16 protein-coding genes are annotated in these 18219 nt (G+C 40.1%); 5 read left to right on the forward strand and 11 right to left on the reverse strand.

What is annotated here, in order from left to right; genetic code table 11:
* Positions 1-138 precede the first annotated feature (138 nt).
* Both scpA and M3O96_RS10340 read right to left on the reverse strand, forming a co-directional pair.
* Entirely contained in the window at positions 139-2262 is a 2124-nt protein-coding gene (scpA, locus tag M3O96_RS10335) for a methylmalonyl-CoA mutase (RefSeq protein ID WP_249720398.1), read from the reverse strand.
* Positions 2259-3680, reverse strand: coding sequence for a methylmalonyl-CoA mutase family protein (locus M3O96_RS10340; RefSeq protein ID WP_249720400.1), 1422 nt, complete (start codon positions 3678-3680; stop codon positions 2259-2261). The genes scpA and M3O96_RS10340 overlap by 4 nt, the downstream gene beginning before the upstream one ends.
* A gap of 470 nt (positions 3681-4150) precedes the next feature.
* On the opposite strand from M3O96_RS10340, the gene dnaA reads away from it, so the two are divergent.
* Positions 4151-5572: a chromosomal replication initiator protein DnaA gene (dnaA, locus tag M3O96_RS10345; protein WP_249720402.1), complete on the forward strand. Its 1422-nt coding sequence runs from the start codon at positions 4151-4153 to the stop codon at positions 5570-5572.
* A 50-nt stretch (positions 5573-5622) separates the two neighbouring features.
* Here the strand turns inward: dnaA and M3O96_RS10350 are convergent, their stop codons facing one another.
* Genes M3O96_RS10350 through M3O96_RS10360 form a run of 3 tightly spaced genes read right to left on the reverse strand, consistent with a single transcriptional unit; the run spans position 5623 to position 7852 of the window.
* Entirely contained in the window at positions 5623-6384 is a 762-nt protein-coding gene (locus tag M3O96_RS10350) for a DUF3298 and DUF4163 domain-containing protein (RefSeq protein WP_249720403.1), read from the reverse strand.
* Positions 6385-6398: 14 nt separating this feature from the next.
* Complete coding sequence (gene meaB / locus M3O96_RS10355) at positions 6399-7403, reverse strand: methylmalonyl Co-A mutase-associated GTPase MeaB (RefSeq protein ID WP_249720405.1); 1005 nt, start codon at positions 7401-7403, stop codon at positions 6399-6401.
* A gap of 44 nt (positions 7404-7447) precedes the next feature.
* Complete coding sequence (locus M3O96_RS10360) at positions 7448-7852, reverse strand: hypothetical protein (RefSeq protein ID WP_249720407.1); 405 nt, start codon at positions 7850-7852, stop codon at positions 7448-7450.
* Positions 7853-7902: 50 nt separating this feature from the next.
* On the opposite strand from M3O96_RS10360, the gene M3O96_RS10365 reads away from it, so the two are divergent.
* The 3 genes from M3O96_RS10365 to M3O96_RS10375 are packed head-to-tail and all read left to right on the forward strand — an operon-like array spanning position 7903 to position 9565.
* On the forward strand, positions 7903-8448 hold the full coding sequence (locus M3O96_RS10365; protein WP_249720409.1) for a CopD family protein: 546 nt from the start codon (positions 7903-7905) through the stop codon (positions 8446-8448).
* Between the two features lie 10 nt (positions 8449-8458).
* Entirely contained in the window at positions 8459-9121 is a 663-nt protein-coding gene (locus M3O96_RS10370; RefSeq protein ID WP_249720411.1) for an SCO family protein, read from the forward strand.
* A gap of 3 nt (positions 9122-9124) precedes the next feature.
* On the forward strand, positions 9125-9565 hold the full coding sequence (locus M3O96_RS10375) for a c-type cytochrome (protein WP_249720412.1): 441 nt from the start codon (positions 9125-9127) through the stop codon (positions 9563-9565).
* A gap of 7 nt (positions 9566-9572) precedes the next feature.
* Here M3O96_RS10375 and M3O96_RS10380 read toward each other — a convergent pair whose 3' ends face one another.
* Positions 9573-9995, reverse strand: a complete 423-nt coding sequence (locus M3O96_RS10380; RefSeq protein WP_249720413.1) for a hypothetical protein — start codon at positions 9993-9995, stop codon at positions 9573-9575.
* A gap of 285 nt (positions 9996-10280) precedes the next feature.
* Between M3O96_RS10380 and M3O96_RS10385 the strand changes: the two genes are divergently transcribed.
* Positions 10281-11105 carry an aminotransferase class IV gene (locus M3O96_RS10385; RefSeq protein ID WP_249720415.1) on the forward strand — a complete coding sequence of 275 codons (825 nt, stop codon included), beginning with the start codon at positions 10281-10283 and terminating at the stop codon, positions 11103-11105.
* A gap of 76 nt (positions 11106-11181) precedes the next feature.
* On the opposite strand, the gene M3O96_RS10390 is transcribed toward M3O96_RS10385, so the two are convergent.
* From M3O96_RS10390 to M3O96_RS10410, 5 genes are read right to left on the reverse strand one after another with little or no spacing between them, the layout of a single operon-like run.
* Positions 11182-11619 (reverse strand): hypothetical protein, encoded by a 438-nt coding sequence (locus M3O96_RS10390; protein WP_249720417.1) that lies wholly within the window; start codon positions 11617-11619, stop codon positions 11182-11184.
* 46 nt (positions 11620-11665) lie between these two features.
* Complete coding sequence (locus tag M3O96_RS10395) at positions 11666-12889, reverse strand: ABC transporter permease (RefSeq protein WP_249720419.1); 1224 nt, start codon at positions 12887-12889, stop codon at positions 11666-11668.
* On the reverse strand, positions 12886-13521 hold the full coding sequence (locus tag M3O96_RS10400; protein ID WP_249720421.1) for an ABC transporter ATP-binding protein: 636 nt from the start codon (positions 13519-13521) through the stop codon (positions 12886-12888). Before M3O96_RS10400 ends, M3O96_RS10395 begins: the two co-directional genes overlap by 4 nt.
* Positions 13521-14699 carry a hybrid sensor histidine kinase/response regulator gene (locus M3O96_RS10405; protein WP_249720573.1) on the reverse strand — a complete coding sequence of 393 codons (1179 nt, stop codon included), beginning with the start codon at positions 14697-14699 and terminating at the stop codon, positions 13521-13523. Before M3O96_RS10405 ends, M3O96_RS10400 begins: the two co-directional genes overlap by 1 nt.
* Before the next feature lie 51 nt (positions 14700-14750).
* Positions 14751-18191 carry a sensor histidine kinase gene (locus tag M3O96_RS10410; RefSeq protein WP_249720423.1) on the reverse strand — a complete coding sequence of 1147 codons (3441 nt, stop codon included), beginning with the start codon at positions 18189-18191 and terminating at the stop codon, positions 14751-14753.
* Positions 18192-18219 lie beyond the last annotated feature (28 nt).

Consider the following 18219-nt stretch of genomic DNA (forward strand, 5'->3'; position numbering starts at 1 on the left):
TCAAATAAACTCCAAATTACGATAAAATATCCCAATAAAATCCTTTGCAAAATCTGCTTTCAAAAAAATATAGACTGATTATTATTCAGGTTATATTTATTTTGAGGATGAATTTATGACTCCAAAAGTGTAGGGTATTTACGCTTCCATAAGCTTCTTTAATATTTCAATTGCTGCCTTGGACAACACTGTCCCAGGTCCAAAAACTGCAGCAACTCCGGCGTTTTCCAAAAATTCATAATCATTTGGAGGAATGACCCCGCCTGCAATGACCATGATATCTCCCCTACCCAATCTTTTTAATTCATTAATTAATGCCGGGACCAAAGTCTTATGTCCCGCCGCCAAGGATGAAGCACCCACAATATGGACATCATTTTCTGCGGCCTGCATGGCGACTTCTTCAGGTGTCTGAAACAACGGCCCGATATCCACATCAAAACCCAAATCTGCAAATCCTGTAGCAATGATTTTGGCTCCTCTGTCATGTCCGTCCTGCCCCATTTTCGCCACCATGATTCTAGGCCTCCGTCCTTCCATTTCCGCAAATTTATCAGCCAATTCCTTTGCTTCTTTGAAGCTTGAATCATCCTTTGCTTCTGCCGAATAAACTCCAGAGATGGATTTTACCGTGGCTTTATGTCGGCCAAATTCCTTTTCCATAGCATCTGATATTTCTCCTAAAGTAGCTCTTTTTCTTGCTGCCTCCACAGCCATAGCCAGCAAGTTGCCTTCTCCGGTTTTGGCACATTGAGTGATAGCAGCTAACGTAATTTCGACCTCTTCACTATTCCGCTCTTTTTTCAATTTATTCAATCTTTCGATTTGAGAAAGTCTGACGGCATCGTTATCAACCTCCCTTATGTCAAAATCCGCAATGTCCTCATTTTGGTACCTGTTGACACCCACGATCACATCTTTGCCGCTGTCAATCCTCGCCTGCTTTCGGGCAGCTGCTTCTTCGATTCTCATTTTAGGAATCCCAGCCTCGATTGCCTTGGCCATTCCTCCGAGTTGCTCCACTTCCATGATCAGGCCCCAAGCCTTTTCAACCAATTGGTCTGTCAGATATTCAACATAATGGGACCCTCCCCAAGGATCGACTACTTTGGTGATTCCTGTTTCTTCCTGAAGGTAGAGTTGGGTGTTCCTTGCAATCCTTGCCGAAAAATCCGTAGGCAATGCAATCGCTTCATCAAATGAATTGGTATGCAAAGATTGGGTATGACCGAGTACGGCTGCCAATGCCTCGACCGTTGTCCTTGTTACATTATTGAAAACATCCTGCGCAGTGAGCGACCAACCTGATGTCTGACAATGGGTCCTCAAGGCAAGTGATTTGGGATCTTTGGGATTAAATAGATTGACGATTTTTGACCAAAGCAATCGTGCAGCCCGCATTTTGGCTATTTCCATGAAATGGTTCATCCCAATTGCCCAGAAAAAAGACAAACGTGGCGCAAAGTCATCGATATCAAGACCGGTAGCGACTCCTGTTCTCAGGTATTCCCATCCATCTGCCAAAGTATAAGCCAACTCCAACTCCGCCGTAGCGCCTGCTTCCTGCATGTGGTAGCCTGAGATCGAGATGGAATTGAACTTCGGCATGTGCTTGGAAGTATATTCAAAAATATCGGCAATGATCCGCATCGATGGCAATGGAGGATAGATATAAGTATTCCTCACCATAAATTCCTTCAGGATATCATTTTGAATGGTACCGCTGAGTTGCTCTGGACTGACACCCTGTTCTTCCGCTGCGATGATATAGAATGCAAGAATGGGAATTACTGCGCCATTCATGGTCATAGACACGGACATTTCATCCAATGGAATCCCGTCAAAAAGTATCTTCATATCCAAAACAGAATCAATGGCAACACCGGCTTTGCCAACATCACCAACAACTCTTGGATGATCCGAATCATAACCCCTGTGAGTAGCCAAGTCAAAGGCAACGGAAAGTCCCTTTTGGCCTCCGGCAAGATTACGGCGGTAGAAGGCATTTGACTCCTCTGCTGTAGAAAATCCGGCATACTGACGGATAGTCCAAGGACGCAGGACATACATCGTGCTGTAAGGTCCCCGTAAAAAAGGCGGCAAACCGGCTACATAATCAGTGTGATGGAGCTCGTCAATTTCCGTTTTGTTGAAGACACTTGGCACACTGATTTTCTCGGCAGTTTCCCAAACAGATCCGGAAGACAAGGGATTGGGATTTTCAGTAGGCTCAAAATTCAATTTACTGATGTCAGGTCTCATGGATTCTGGCTTTTTTGGTTTTCGACTGACATACTATCTCTAAATGGCAAAAGCTGCCAACTTTCTTCCATTGGAAATTCACCTGAATTGAAAATACTTTTCTTTTGACTTAGATATTTATTGACTCCTATTTTGGTTCTTTTCTTCTCTAAGATTTCTTCCATTTTCCGATTTCGGGAAGCCTTAACAGAATTTTGGATAAACTCTGACTCAAAACAAGACCACCAACCACCATTGTTTTCAATGCTCTCCATGAAGGTTTTTACTTTCTGCAAAATCTCCACAATCAGATTTTCTACATAATAAGTACCTGCCACAGGATCCAAGATCTTATCCAAATAGCTTTCTTCCTTCAGAATATTAGATACATTCCTAGCCATTCTATTAGCTAGCGATGTTGAATTTCCACTTGCGATGTCATGTGGAAGAACATACATGGCATTTGCGCCGCCAAGAATAGCAGCCATCGCCTCTGTGGTATTTCTGACCATATTGGTTTCTATATCCAATTTTGTTTTAGTCCAAAGACTGGTCTGTGCAAATATGAATAAGTCCTCGGCTGGAATATCGATTTGATAAAGCTTTATGATTTTATGCATCATTATTCTTGCAGCTTTTACTTTGGCAATTTCAAGAAAAAAATCACCACCCACACATGTTCTTAACATCGACTTTTGGATGATTTCCTGAGGATAAAACCCTTGATCAACCATGACTTCTATCAAATCAATCCATGAGCTAAAGGCATATCCCAACTCCTGAACAAGGCTCGCTCCCGAATCATGGTAGGTAGCTGCACCAATAGAAAATACCCTGAATCTTGGAAGGTCTTCCCCCAATTGCATCAGTGCTATGGCAGTCTCAGTAATGGTTTCCTTTCCTATTCCTTGGGTCAAAACTGATCCAAAACCTTCCCACAAAAGTCCTCCTCGAATTGAATTTGTTTCCCAGTTATTATCATTGATCCATTTGACAAACATTTGAAGTACCTTGACCGGATCACCTTTTGAGGACAAAAAAATCTCAATATATTTTGGATTGACTTCCTTTAATAAAACTTCCAAATTTTCATCCCCTGTTAACTGAAGCATCAAAGCATCGGCACCATTGAGCAAGGCATCCAGTATTTCAGCATTGGTTGTTTTTTCATCAGGTCCTTCAAAAGCGGAAACATTGGACCATATTCTCGGAGGAAGTCCCAGGATGGAGGATGCTTGATGGACACGGTTATGGTAGTAGTCCAGTACATCCAATCCCTGCCCATCTTGTTTGGTATAAATGGGTTCAATTTTTATCCCATCCTCCGTGAGAGATGTCAGGGTTTTTTCATAATCCTTTCCTTTGAGGTCACGGATGATGTGAACCATCCAGTCCTCCTTTGAATGTTTAGGAAAGTCTTCAAACAGATTAATTTTCATATTTGGGTTTACGGGATTAAAAAGAAATACAGCACTCATTTTGGCAATTCTAATCTGAGTTGCAAAAAGGTGCGATTCTTTAGCAAGGTAAAAATAGGGTTTAGAACTTTCAAAACCCATTATTTGATTGCAATTCAAAAATGAAAATTGAATGTTCGATTTTAAGGAAAAGGAATGAGTCAAAGCTTGGGATCCGGCAAGGAAATTAAAAATATTAAGAATTATTATGCAAATTCCATTTCCAAAAACCAACCCGTAAACCTGCCTCATGAGCGCTGCAGGATGATTGTATTTTTTCAACACGGAAGGTCAAAAAACAAAAAATCTGAAAGGATAAAAGGTTTGCTTTTTTATTGAAAAGTCAAGGGCCTTTCGATTTTTTATTTAAATAATTTTTCCGCAATTTTGAGGCCCCTCAAAAAAAGGCAAGGTTATCTCAATATTACCATCCATTGTACACAAAAATATAAATGAGTTCAGAGGCAAATGCAGTATGGAATGAATGCCTGCGTGTGATAGAACAACACGTTAATGAACAGAGTTTTTCTACCTGGTTTAAGCCTATCAATCCCGTTCGTTTGGAAGGTGGAACATTGACTATTCAGGTTCCAAGCCAGTTTTTTTACGAATGGTTAGAAGATAATTACGTCAATGTCTTGAAGCTTGCCATCAAAGCTACCTTAGGCAATAATGGCAGATTGGAATATGCGGTAGTGGTCGATAGAGGTAACTCCCAAAACCAACCTTATATGGTCAATTTCCCTCAGGGAAATTCCAATACACCTCAGAAAAAAACCCCATTACCGACCGAACACAGGAGCCCTTTTGACATGCAATCACTCAACAGTGATACGCTCCTGCAATCCAACCTTAATCAGAATTATACTTTCAATACCTACATAGAAGGCGATTGCAACAGATTGGCGAGATCTGCAGGGTTTGCGGTGGCAACCAAGCCTGGTATCACTTCATTCAATCCACTCATGGTTTATGGTGGAGTTGGATTAGGCAAAACCCACCTTGTGCAGGCCATAGGAAACGAAATCAAAAACGGACCTGAAGATAAATTTGTGCTGTATGTTTCTTCCGAAAAGTTTGTGAATCAATTTATGGATTCCATCAAAGACGGAAACGTAAAAAGCTTCACCAATTTTTACATGCAGGTGGACGTATTGATCATCGACGATATCCAGTTTTTGGCTGGGAAAGACAGGACCCAGGAGATGTTTTTCCATATTTTCAACCACCTTCATCAAAACAAAAAGCAGATCATCATGACTTCCGATTGTCCTCCAAAGGATTTGAAGGGTTTGGAAGAAAGACTGCTTTCAAGATTCAAATGGGGTTTGACTGCGGATCTGCAGATGCCGGATTTTGAGACGAGGGTAGCGATCATCAAGAGGAAAATGCAGTCTGAAGGAATTTATATTCCCGATGATGTGATCGAATATTTGGCCTATACAGTGGATACCAATGTGAGAGAACTCGAAGGGGTGATGATTTCACTTTTGGCTCATGCTTCATTGAACCGTGTCGAAATCGACCTTGCTTTGGCCAAGGCGATCATGAAAAATATTGTCAAGGACATTGAAACTGAAGTTGGAATAGACTTTATCCAAAAGACTGTTTCTGATTATTTCGACATCAAGATTGATGACCTTAAAGCTAAAACCCGTAAAAAGGAAATTGTGACTGCCCGTCAGGTAGCCATGTATTTTGCAAAGGAATTTACCAACCATTCTTTGAAATCAATCGGGTATCATTTTGGTGGCCGTGACCACAGCACGGTCATCCATGCTGTTCAGACGGTGAACGACTTCATGGAAACAGATTCCGCTTTTAGAAATTCGGTGAATGACCTGAAGAAAAAATTCAAAATGAGGTCTTATTGATTTTCATTTTTTAGTAAATGGATTGGACATAGATTTTCCCCCTCTGAAAGTCAAGGAATAAGAATCAAGCCCTTTATCTCTTGTTTGGTAAATCTCAATTCCGTTGGTCCCATTACATAAGGGCCGATTTCGTAAGGATTGTAAAACAGGACAAAATCTTCACCTTCAAATCCCATCGCTGCAGGCAGAAAAAAATCCTTGTCATTCTCCAAAAAAAACGAGCCATCTTCTGCCAAGGATACACTTTGGGGAACCCCATGGTAGTCTCTGAATTTGGACTCTGCCAATGTCAGCAAGGCATTTTTATCCAAGACCAAATCCTCGTTCTTCAATGGTGCATTTTTACCCAGATCAAAGTTCAGATAAAGGCGGTAACTATTAGGATGTGCCCCTCCTGTAAATGAATAGGAATCGAAGACGATGCTGATCAATTTATCCCCAAGAAATGTGACCTTGGAATCTATCATGATTTCCCATTCCTGCGGTGAATCAAAATCTTCTCTAAATGCAACATAGGAATCAAGGAATGTGGTAACCGCCGAATCCAAGGGAACTATTTCCTGATTTTCACCAATATTCAAAAACATCACCAACTGTTGCTCCATATGGGCGTTGAGGAAATCGGCTGATTCGGATGGTCCAGGAAAGAACGGATAGGATAAACTGACTTTGGCGCAATCTTGCCCTGCACAGTCTACTTTTTCAAACGTCTTTTGCTGAAAATCCAAAACATTGGATTCCGCTGTCCTGGATTGGCAGGAATAGAATAGCAGGGCAATAAAAATTAAATTAGCTGGTCTTCCATTTTTCACCTGTGCGATAGATTTTATTTATCCCCTTTACTTTTTCCTGTAAATAAATCTACCAATTCTCTCGCTTTTGCGATCGGGGAAAGCCTCCCTGAGGTAATTTCAGGCAAAATTTGATCCAATTGATTTTTGATTTTTTCATTTTGAAAAAAACTCTTTTCCAAAAGATACCGGACATGTTCATGCAGCCAATTGACCCTTTGGTTGGACCTATTTTGATCCCAATAACCATTGATAATCATCCTTTCCTGATACTCCTTGACCATCTCCCAAATTTCCTTTAATCCGGAATTTTCCAAAGCAGAACAGATTTTCACCTGTGGATTCCAACTGTTTTCTTTAGAAGGAAAAAGGTGAAGGGCATTGGCATATTCCCTTTTGGCAATTTTGGCAGATTCAAGATTTGCTCCGTCTGCTTTGTTGATCACCATGGCATCGCAAATTTCAATGATTCCCTTTTTGATTCCCTGCAGTTCATCCCCTGCACCTGCTAACATCAGCAACAAGAAAAAATCAACCATTCCTTTGACGGTGATTTCGGATTGACCTACTCCAACCGTTTCTATCAATATCACATCAAATCCTGCGGCTTCGCAAAGCAGCATTCCCTCCCGTGTGCGGGCGCTTACGCCACCGAGGGTATTTCCCGCAGGGGAAGGACGGATATATGCTCTTTTGTCAACAGCCAAACTCTCCATTCTTGTCTTGTCCCCCAAGATACTTCCATGGGATTGCTGACTGCTAGGATCCACTGCAAGTACTGCTACGTTGTGGCCCGATTCTACCAGCATTTTTCCGAAACTTTCGATAAAAGTACTTTTCCCAACACCGGGAACACCTGTTATTCCAATCCTTATGGATTTTCCGGAGTAAGGCAAAACCCCTTCCATTACTTTTTCTGCGATCAATTGGTCCGAAAGCAAGGCACTTTCCACCAAAGTGATGGCACGGCTGAGAATTACCCTGTCTCCCTGTAGAATCCCCTGAATATAATCGGATGATGAAAGTCGGTTTTTAGTCAAAACAGGTTGTTTTATTTGAAGTAGAACATTTAAAGTTAAGGGATTTATTTGAAAGGATATTTGACAAAGTTGACCTGACCCATAGCGGTCTTTTCATACATGGCAATGCAATCCTGCCCTAGGTTCGTGTCAAAATAAGGCGATTCAGGAGCAATCTCTTTAGGAGTTTTAGCTACCTGATTGAAGAAAAAGACTTTGGTATTTCCATATTTGGTATGGGGCATATAGTTCCCATATTGTTCCATTTCGTCCCAAAGTGAATCAGGAGCATAGACGGAATAAATCCTGACTATCGGTCCTGTATTGTTTTCATTTCTAAAAAATGCTACTTCTGTATATTCGCCTTTCAGTTCGCTGATACCAGGCTGTGAAAGACTATCTGCCACAATCCACACCACGATGGCAACAACAGCAATCAATAATCCATAAAATAACTTTCGGGAGGCCATATTTTGAGGTTTTTGAATATTAAGCTTTAATTTAGAGGAAAAATTTCAAGATGGCTTTCGAATACATCAAAGCATTACATATCATTTTTGTAACTACGTGGTTTGCAGGACTGTTTTATATCGTCAGACTTTTTATCTACCAAACAGAGGCATTGGAAAAACCCGAAGAGGAAAGACGGATTCTTGTCCCTCAATTGAATTTGATGGCAAATCGCCTTTGGCTTATCATCACCTGGCCTTCGGCAATCCTTACATTGATCTTTGGTATTTTGGTTCTGTATTACCGATGGGGATATATGCAGTTGGGATTTATGCATGCCAAACTTGCTTTTGTTTTGTTGCTCTATATTTACCACTTCATTTGTCACAGGATTTACAAAGATTTGCAAGATGGCAAAACAAAATGGACCTCCACGCAATTAAGGATGTGGAATGAAGTGGCGACAGTTTTGCTATTTGCGATCGTATTCCTCATCGTGCTAAAAAGCCTCATCAGTGTCGTTTGGGGAATCGGAGGATTACTTGTTTTGAGCATTACCATGATGCTTGGAATCAAATGGTATAAAAAAGTCAGGGAAAAAAATTCCAAAAATTAAAAACAAAACAATGAATACATCATTTCTTAATAAATTATTTCTTGCAGCTCTAGCATTATTGATTTGGAATTGCTCTCCAAAGAATAGTCAGGAAAATTCAAATCTTTCACTTCCAATCTTGGGCAACAGACATGTCGAGGAAATTGAAAAGGATGGAAAAAAGGTTCAGGATACCGTGTACCACGAAATCGCCGATTTTTCATTCACCAATCAGGAAGGAAAAGAAATCAACAAAAACTCGGTGACTGGGAAAGTATATGTTGCTGACTTTTTCTTTACAAGCTGCCCGACGATTTGTCCCATCATGAAAACCCAAATGCTTCGGGTTTATGAAAAATTCAAAGACCAACCGGATTTTCTCATCCTCAGCCACACCTTGGACCCGTCCCATGATACGCCTGAATTGTTAAAGGATTTTGCTTCAAAAATTGGGGTAGAGGATGACAAAACATGGCATTTCCTCACCGGTAATCAAGAGAAAATCTTTGAAATAGGACAGACAAGTTATATGACAACTGCCATGGCAGATCAGGCAGAACCGGGAGGATATCTCCATTCAGGGGCATTTATTTTGGTTGATCAAAAAGGGCATATCCGAGGAGTATATGACGGAACCAAGGAAGATCAGGTCAATCGGCTGATGAATGATATCCCAAAATTGGTTCAGAAGTAATCCATGAAAAATCTATTCAATGCTTTAATCCTAACCATAATTTCCCTGTTCTCATGCAATCCTAAATCTTCAAATCCCGAGAATACACTCGCAGGGATTTCGGATATAAAAGTACTCCAATACGCGATAGAGGGAAAGACTTTGTATGAAGCAAACTGTGCCAACTGCCATCAAAGCAATGGAATGGGTTTGGGCAGGCTTATTCCGCCGATTAATCAATCTGATTATTTTTTAGCTGACATCTCCCGAACTGCAAAGATTATCAAGTACGGTCAAAAAGGGGAAATCACTGTCAACGGTGTTGTTTACAATCAGGAAATGCCTGCCAATTCCAGACTTACCAATATCGAAATTGCCCATATTATGACCTATCTGTACAATATCTGGGGAAGTGAAAAGGGGGTGGTCAATGCAGGTATGGTAGAAGGGTACTTAAAAAATTGATCTTCTCCTAATTACCCATTTCTTGATTTGCAGCTTCAATGGAAGATTTGATCTGATCATTAACTACCTGCACTTTAAGTTTTTGTTCAAGAAGATAAGCTTCAACTTCTTCGGGTGTCATTTCATCATAAGTTGATTTGAATTGTCTCATCCACACAAACATTCCCTCAAAGGCAGCGTCTAAGTCAAGTGCAATTTTATTAAGTTTTTCAATTTCAAGTGAATTGGAGGTAGAGTCTGACTCAAGGTTTTCTACTTTTTGGAGTATATCCTTTTTAAGTTTTTTCAGTTCATCCATTTTGGGCATTACCTCATCGTGGATGGAAATCACTTCCTGCTTCAGTAATTCATTGGTTTCTTTCTTATCTGGGGCACAGGCAAAAATGAAGAAAAAAACCACAACGAAAAATCTTAAATAGTTTGGGCTCATAAAATTTGGACTTTGGCCAAATAAAATACAATTAAACTATAAAAAGAAATTAATAATGATCTATTTCATTTTTTTATACCTTTTTAGATTTTTAATATGTTTTTTCCATTGTCTAAATTTATTCATCACATTTCTCCTTTCATTTTTCGCAGTCTTAATGCACATTTAAATCAAAAATAAGGAAACTGAAATCGCTATCTGTATTAATCCGACAGGAATTTGTATTTTTGAATAAATACCGGATATACGGAATCACAACCGGAAATTTGACATAATCCTTAATTTATGAAACAATTTTGCTTCTCCAATGACCATATTATTGAATCAAAAAAAGCTTCAATCCACCCAATGGATATTGGGTTGATCAGGGGGTATGGAATTTTTGATTTTTTTAGAACTTCAGGTTATAGGCCACTTTTTTTGTCGGATTATTTGGACAGATTTGTCCGGTCAGCGGATAAAACCCATCTGCAACTTGACTTCTCCAAAGAAGAACTCGCACAAATTATCCATGATTTGATTCAAAAAAATGACTTGGAACAAGGAGGAGTCAGAATGCTTCTCTCAGGTGGCATTTCGGACAACCATTTTTCACCCACAGATGGCTCTCTTTTTATATTCTGCGAGGACCTTGATTTTCCTGCTCCACACAAATATGAAAATGGTGTGAAACTATTGTCTGCAGACCATGTGCGTGCTATTGCTGATGTCAAAACCACCAATTATGCCTTTCCGGTCTGGCACAGTGTCAATTGGAAAAAAGAAGGTGCAGAAGATGTTATTTATCATCACAATGGCTTCATTTCAGAGAGTTCTAGGTCCAATATCTTTGTGTTAAAAGACGGAAGGATCGCAACCCCTGACCAAAATATACTACATGGAATCACGAGAATGAGAGTATTGGAGCTTGAGCCAGGCATTGAAATAAGACCAATAAGTTTTGAAGAAGTGTTGGATGCAGATGAGTTATTCATGACAGCTACCACCAAAAAAATCCTTCCTGTTACAATGATAGATGATAAAAAAATCGGATCGGGAATCCCGGGATCTAGAACAATTCAACTGATGTCAGCTTTTGCTGCAATGGAAAAGAACAGTATTTTGGTTTAGTCAATACTAAAAAAATCAAAAAAAAATGTCAGTGAGATCCACTGACATTTTTTTTGATCATAAAATTCTAATTACCTCAGTTTGCAAGCAATTCAGCATCCTTAAGTATATACATTAATTTTTCAGGGTCTTTGTCGTTGAGCGTTAGCTTTCCTCTTACCCTCACCCTTTTGGAAGTATATTTTATCGGAGATTTTAGCATGACCTCCATAACAGTCTCAGGTCCTCCCGAACCGCAAAAGAAGCACTCCGCTAAAGGAAGGGAAGACAATATGATATGCTCGGGCTTAAACATGCCTTCAAACGGAATGATATAGCCATCAGCCTCTACCACTTTTCCTTCCATACCTTTGATACTTGGACCAAAAACAGGAATATAAAGCTCGCCAAATTCATCTTGACCGATCTTGTAGGTCACTTGAGCCAAGTCTTTCCAAACTGTTGAACTTTGCCCGTAAGCAAAGCTTGTGGCAATGGTAAGCATCATTAAGACTGTAATTCTCTTCAATATCATGGTTATTCCCATTTAAATTTTATTTGGCGGTATACTGATTGTAAATCTACGCTTTGGTCAGTTGTTTGGCAATATCTGTTTGATAAGCGTTCCAAGCAGGAATAAGAGAGGCGAGAATCCCCACAATCACTGCATAACCAAGAATCCAAAGTTCCTCTTTCAGAAAAACTGCGGCACTCAGTGTACTGATGGCTCCCTGATCGTTTTGCATAACGAGAATGACTAAGAAAAGGTGCCCGATCGCAATACCAACAACCGCGCCGAGAATTGTCAGAATCACTCCTTCCAAAACTATGTGGAGAAACAACTGCCAGCTTGAAGCACCTAAAGTTCTCATCACTGCAAGGTCATATTTCCTTTCTTTCAGCGAATTGAACAGGGCGATGAAGATCCCAAGGCCTGCAATGATGATGATCACAATGGCTAAGCCTTGGATCAATTTCACCCCAATTCCCAATAATTCAAACAATCTTGAAATCTCAAAAGAAGGCGAAGCTGCCTGCAGTGCACTTTTACTATTGATAAATCTTGGCAACTGTACCGCTGCAATCGGATTCCGATATTGGATCAAGAGTGAGGTGACTTCCCTATCTTGGTCTGTGATTGGAAAACCTTTTTTAGCAACAGGCGCCTCGTGGGTGGCATGGTCATGTTCCTCGTCATGGGTATACCATACTGACTCAATGCTCGTCAGGATCAATTTGTCCAAGACATTTCCCATAGGAGCTAACACCCCTGTAATCACGTAAGGATGCGCATCATGCTCGTGGCTGCTACTCCCGATTCCATGTGAACCTATAAAATTATCACCAGTTTTTAATCCGATCTTTTGTGCCACTTCATAGCCCAAGACGACATCAAAAGGCTTTTCCCAAGCGCTTCCCTGAGAAAATTTTGCTGTATACAAGTCTAAATAATCATGGTTGGTACCGACAATTCTATACCCCTGAAAATTATCACCTAGGCCAAGAGGAATAATATTCTTTACCAATCTATTTTTGGAAAGAGCCATGGCATCTTTCAGATCAATGTTTCCCGTAGGAAAATCGATATGGTAAACACTCGAAAGGATCAACTGAAGCGGACTTCCTTTGGCACCGACGACAAGGTCGATTCCTTCCGCATCTTTGGTCATTTTGTTTTCGAATTGATCCTGAATCAGAATCAAAACCGTAATGATCGCCAATCCCAAAGCCAATAACAGGATATTCAAACCAGTACTTAGTGGTTTGGCGATCAGGTATTTCCAACTCAATTTGATCATATTCATGATTGGCCTCCTATGATTATTTGGTTGGAAATATGGTCTTTGACCCGCTGGTCATGGGTCACGATGATCAGCGCGGCATTGTACTTTTTGGCCTGAACCTGAAGAAGTCGGACCACTGCTGCGGCATTCTCATCATCAAGACTCGCTGTTGGTTCATCGGCAAGGATTAACTTCGGCCTGTTGACCAATGCTCGGGCGATAGAAACCCTTTGGGCCTCACCCTCACTCAAAGTACTGATTCGGGCTTTTCTTTTATCCCAAATCCCCAATTCCTTGAGAAGAGGTTCAATCAATTGCGTATTTTCCTTAACAAAAAAATTGGCAAGCTGAAGGTTTTCCTCCACCGTCAGCGGGGCAAGAATGTGAGGCTTTTGAAAAATGATCCCAATGTTTTTTCCCCTAAATTTATCCAATTGCGATCCTTTCAAAGAATAAATATCGGTTCCGCTAATTTCTACATTCCCCGATTTTGGTTTTAATAATCCCGCGATGATGTTTAGAATGGTAGTTTTACCACTGCCGGATTTGCCAAGGATCAACATTTGATCTCCTGCACCAAGGTGGATGTCCGGGATTTGAAATTTTTGTTTTGGATCGTAATAAAACCCGATGTTATTCGCTTTTAAAATCATTATTCTTGGATCGGTATGCTGATTTGGAATGTAGTTCCTTTTCCCTGTGCACTTTCAAATGTGATGTCACCATTAAGAACTTCGATGCTCTTCTTGACAATGGACAATCCTAGACCTGAACCTTCAATAATCCCGACATTTTTGGCTCTGAAAAATCTGTCATAAAGCTGGTCGTGCTCTTTTTCAGGAATTCCTATACCTTTGTCTTTGACTTTGGCTTTTAGGTTGCCGCTATCCAACCATACGGTAAAATCAACTTCCTGACCATCTTTTGAATATTTAACTGCATTGGAAAGGAGGTTTTCAAAGATCTGGTATAACAAGTCTGAATCCGAAACGATTGTTTTCGGGAGATTTTCCAATTTTACATTGATCTTGACATCATGCTCAGAACCTGCCTTGACCACGTCAAGTATTTCATTGAAAAGTGCAGCGACAAACATTTTCTTTGGCCTAAAGTCAATCTTATTTGCATCCGCTTTTCCAAAAAATAGAACCGAGGTAAGCAGACTATTCAAGCTTCGTACTGAGTTTTCGATTTTGGTGGCATGCTTGACGATTTTTGGCTTGAATGGATGGTCTTTTTCCGCATACTGCTGGAGCAATTGTGCAGAACTGAGGATTGAGGTAAGCGGGGTTTTGAATCCGTGGGAAACATTCAATACAATCCTTGACTTCAACTCTCCTATTTCTCTTTCTTTTTCCAAAGCCCTTGTCAACTCCTTATTGGCTTCAGCAAGATCCTTGGTACGTTGCCTTACTTTCTCTTCAAGCTCATTGTTAAGCTTTTGGAGTTCTTTTTCTTTTCTGTCCTTAAAAATCGCCAGTTCAATCACCATGTTCAGTTCCCTGATATTGAATGGCTTGATGACATAAGCACTCGGATTGGTGCCGACGACTTTTGTGAGGGTTTCGGCATCCGAACTCGCACTGAGGTAAACTACAGGGATATCATATTTTTCATTGATGATCTCTGTGGTCTTGATTCCATCCAACTCTCCGGCGAGGTTGATGTCCATCATGACAATGTCGGCCTGATTGTGTTCGAGAATTTCCAGCGCCTTCTCACCGGAATCAGAAATCCCGATGATCTCATGGTTATTTTTTTCTAATGCTTTTTTGAGCAATAGCGCTGAGACGTGGTCATCCTCTGTAATTAAAATCCGAAGTGGAAACATGTGTGCTGTTAAATATGGCTGCAAATTACAAGTTTAAATCATTTCCAAAAATCATTTTTTACCTAAAGGAAGGATTACAGTTACCTTTGTACCCTGATCTTTTTGACTTTCGATAAGAATAGTCCCCCCCAAGATATCAACGAGGTTTTTGGTAATGGCTAGTCCAAGTCCTGTTCCTTCATAAATCCTGCTATTTCCACTACTTTCCTGCTCAAAAGGCTTGAACACAATCCTCTGAAAATCTTCGCTCATTCCTATGCCTTGATCTGATACGGTCAGTTCAATCTTTTCGTCAAACCCCCTTAATCTTACCGAAATTATTCCCTTTTCAGAGTATTTGATAGCATTTCCTACCAGGTTGTTGACAATCATCTCAAAATACCTCTGGTCAATCAAACCCTTCAATGATTGGGTTTCATATTTGGCCGAGAGTAAAAGACCCTTTCGAATAGCAAGACCTTTAAGGGGAAGCATGATAGTTGCCAAAAAATCATTGATATTGGATTCTTTGTAGAACACTTCAAGTTTTTTTGCTTCAATTTTTGAAAGGTCAAGGATACTGTTGATCGTAGATAATAACCGCTCTCCGGATTCTTGTATAATTTCAAGCTGGGAAATTAAATTGGGATCGTTCTGCCTTTGAAGAATAATGTTTTCAGTACTGCCCAAAATTCCATTGAGAGGTGTCCTGATTTCATGACTGATATTAGAAAGAAAGTTAGACTTTAATTTATTGGCCTCTTCTGCTTTTTCTTTGGCTATCTGAAGGCCTTTTTCAAATGCCTTTTTCTCGGTAATGTCTCTAAAAACTGTTAAGATCAAGGGATTGCCTGCATGTTCGGATTTCAACTTTGCCACATAAAGTTCGATTTCCCTCGTTCCACCCTTCAATGGCATACCCAATTCGAAAGTTTTACCTTGGCTTTCTTCGTTTGTAATGCCTTGCTGAATGATAGGTTTTTGGCTTTTATAAAATTCCGGATCTGAAAAGAGGTCTGATATATATCTTTTCTCCAGTTCTTTGACCGGAATAGAAACCAATTTGGCAAGGCTAGGATTTGCAACGATAATTTTCCCCTGATCTGTCGACAGCATCAATCCGTCCTTGGAACTGATCCAGACATTTCTAAACTGGTCCTCAGTATTGAAAACCTGTTTGATTTTTTCATCGATTGTTTTTTTGAGTAAACCTTCTTTTCTCAAAAGATTAAGAAGTGTATTAAAAAGAAATCCTATAAGCAAAAAGACAAACAACAAGACGATTACAAACCACGCCTGAAGGTAGACGGGCTTCAAAATCCTGAATTCGGCAGAAGAAACTTCAGGGACTATAAAATTACCATCTACCCCTGCCTGAAGCAAAAATCTATAACTGCCAGGCGGCAGGTTATTGAAAGTCAATACATTGCTTCTTGGATTGACTATTTCTATCCAATCTTCGTGGAAGCCTTCGAGCTTGTACTTGATCACAAGATCATTGGGTTGGATAAAAGTCACCGCCCTATAAGTGATTTCAATGTTATTGATTTCATTGGGAATCCGCATTAAATCAATTCGGATACTGTCGGCACCGAGGACTTTGACAGATTGGATTCCGGTGAGTGGGGCATACACTCTATCGATATTTTCTTCAGGGATAAATACTGACAATCCCTTGCTCGACCCAATCCAGATCCTGCCGTTGTCACTTTCCATCAATGCCCCTCTATTTATCTCCAAGCCTGAAAGGCCGCTGATTTCGGTGTAATAGTCAGATTTGCCATTTTTGATGCGGTAGACACCCTTGTCCGTGCCGGCCCACAAAAAACCGTTGGTATCCTTTAACAGCGCATAAACAGGCCTATCAATTATTCCATTTTCAATGCGGTAATAATCGAGTTTTCCATCACAATAATATTTAAGTCCATTTTCTGATCCCAATATCAGACAACCACCATCTTCCTCAATATAATCAAATCCAACTGCAGCTATAAGGTTGTCTTTTTCTACCAATCCAGTTGAAAAATTCGGGCTCCCTCCTTGCATAAATAATATTCTGCCGTCTTTGAGTTTGCCTGTCTTTCTGACAAAAATCTGGGTTTGACCCAGATTTTTTAAAACTACATCTGTGATTTCATTTTGAAAATGCTTTTCATTTTCATTTTTGATAGAAGAAAGATAGAGTTTATCCCTTGCAGCAATGAACAGACTGTCACCGATTGCCCTGACAGAGGTCACGAATCTTCCCTCAGGATTGGGGACAAAATCTGTCCGGGAGGTTTTTGGATCAAACCGTCCTATTCCTTTAAGGTTGGATGAAATCCATATGGTGCCGTATGTGTCTTTGGAAAAATTACTGATCCTAAATTTTGGATGGCCAACCAATCCCTCATATCCATAAAGGGTTACAACATTAGAATTTTCTGACCAAACCTGTAGGCCATTGTTAAATCCTATCAAATATTTGGAAGAATCCAACCTGATTACAGCCGTGACCTCATCATCCAAAAGCGATTTGGAACTGTAATTGATAAATCTAAGGGAATTGATGTTAGTAAGTCCACGGTTGGTTGCAATCCATTTGATACCTTCCCTATCCACAAAAAAGCTGTAAATAAAATAGGCTTTAAGGACATCATAAGAATCGATTTCAAGACTTTTATCCAGCTTGGGTTCATACTTATATAACTGTGAATTATAGTTGTAATATACCCTACCTTCAAATACCTGCAGGTGGCTGAAATCCACAACGCTAAAAATTTCTCTTTCAAAATTTTGTCTTATAATTTTTTCGGGTGAGTGGTAATTCTTACCAAAGGCCAAAAAATCAAGTCCAAGAAAATAATAGCCCTTACTGACCTCGTCATACGCAATGTGCTGGACCTTTGCAGGCAAATCAATACCTTTAAACGCATATTCCTTTAATCCTCCATCCTGAAATATATAAGAACTGTATCTAAAGAGTACCAGTATCCCATCCTTTGTCCATAAGTCAGATTTGTATAATCCTGAACTTTTGAAGTCAAAATCCTGTGCATGCCATTTTTTTTCATTTTCATTTCTGGAAAAAAGTTTGGTGTCTGAAAATAAAAGGTATTGCCAGCCAATGGCCGTTTTCTTGGGTAAAAACAGCAAATGGTTGTGGTTTTGGGTAGAGGTAAGGAGATTCTTTAGGTCAAACTCAGTCCAAGACCCATCAAAATAAAAGAAAGCCTTTGGTTCATTGACCAAATTGCTTACCCAAATTTTATCTTCCTCGTCTCTGAATATCCTGACTTCCTTGGCAAGCTGACTTTGGATCTCCTCGGGAATAGGATAGGTGCCAAAACCGTCGGAATAAAAAACCCCAAGGGAAGTATTGAACCACATCAACCCTTGCTGATCCTGAGTAACCTCAAATATAATATCCGATGGAAGTTCAACTCCTTTGATCTGATTATTGAACTGGAAGGTCTGAGAAATACCGACATTTCCGATCAAGACAAAGAAAATGAGAAAAAGCGCTTTTTGCATAGGGGTACCGTACGCCGTCTAAATTAGA

The organism is Aquiflexum sp. TKW24L (genome assembly GCF_023502205.1).
Taxonomy (GTDB): Bacteria; Bacteroidota; Bacteroidia; order Cytophagales; family Cyclobacteriaceae; genus Cognataquiflexum.

Coding starts and splice junctions, on each gene's coding strand:
- scpA (WP_249720398.1), bottom strand. CDS start 2,262: ATGAGACCTGACATCAGTAAATTGAATTTTGAGCCTACTGAAAATCCC.
- M3O96_RS10340 (WP_249720400.1), bottom strand. CDS start 3,680: ATGAAAATTAATCTGTTTGAAGACTTTCCTAAACATTCAAAGGAGGAC.
- dnaA (WP_249720402.1), top strand. CDS start 4,151: ATGAGTTCAGAGGCAAATGCAGTATGGAATGAATGCCTGCGTGTGATA.
- M3O96_RS10360 (WP_249720407.1), bottom strand. CDS start 7,852: ATGGCCTCCCGAAAGTTATTTTATGGATTATTGATTGCTGTTGTTGCC.
- M3O96_RS10365 (WP_249720409.1), top strand. CDS start 7,903: ATGGCTTTCGAATACATCAAAGCATTACATATCATTTTTGTAACTACG.
- M3O96_RS10370 (WP_249720411.1), top strand. CDS start 8,459: ATGAATACATCATTTCTTAATAAATTATTTCTTGCAGCTCTAGCATTA.
- M3O96_RS10375 (WP_249720412.1), top strand. CDS start 9,125: ATGAAAAATCTATTCAATGCTTTAATCCTAACCATAATTTCCCTGTTC.
- M3O96_RS10380 (WP_249720413.1), bottom strand. CDS start 9,995: ATGAGCCCAAACTATTTAAGATTTTTCGTTGTGGTTTTTTTCTTCATT.
- M3O96_RS10385 (WP_249720415.1), top strand. CDS start 10,281: ATGAAACAATTTTGCTTCTCCAATGACCATATTATTGAATCAAAAAAA.
- M3O96_RS10390 (WP_249720417.1), bottom strand. CDS start 11,619: ATGATATTGAAGAGAATTACAGTCTTAATGATGCTTACCATTGCCACA.
- M3O96_RS10395 (WP_249720419.1), bottom strand. CDS start 12,889: ATGAATATGATCAAATTGAGTTGGAAATACCTGATCGCCAAACCACTA.
- M3O96_RS10400 (WP_249720421.1), bottom strand. CDS start 13,521: ATGATTTTAAAAGCGAATAACATCGGGTTTTATTACGATCCAAAACAA.
- M3O96_RS10405 (WP_249720573.1), bottom strand. CDS start 14,699: ATGTTTCCACTTCGGATTTTAATTACAGAGGATGACCACGTCTCAGCG.
- M3O96_RS10410 (WP_249720423.1), bottom strand. CDS start 18,191: ATGCAAAAAGCGCTTTTTCTCATTTTCTTTGTCTTGATCGGAAATGTC.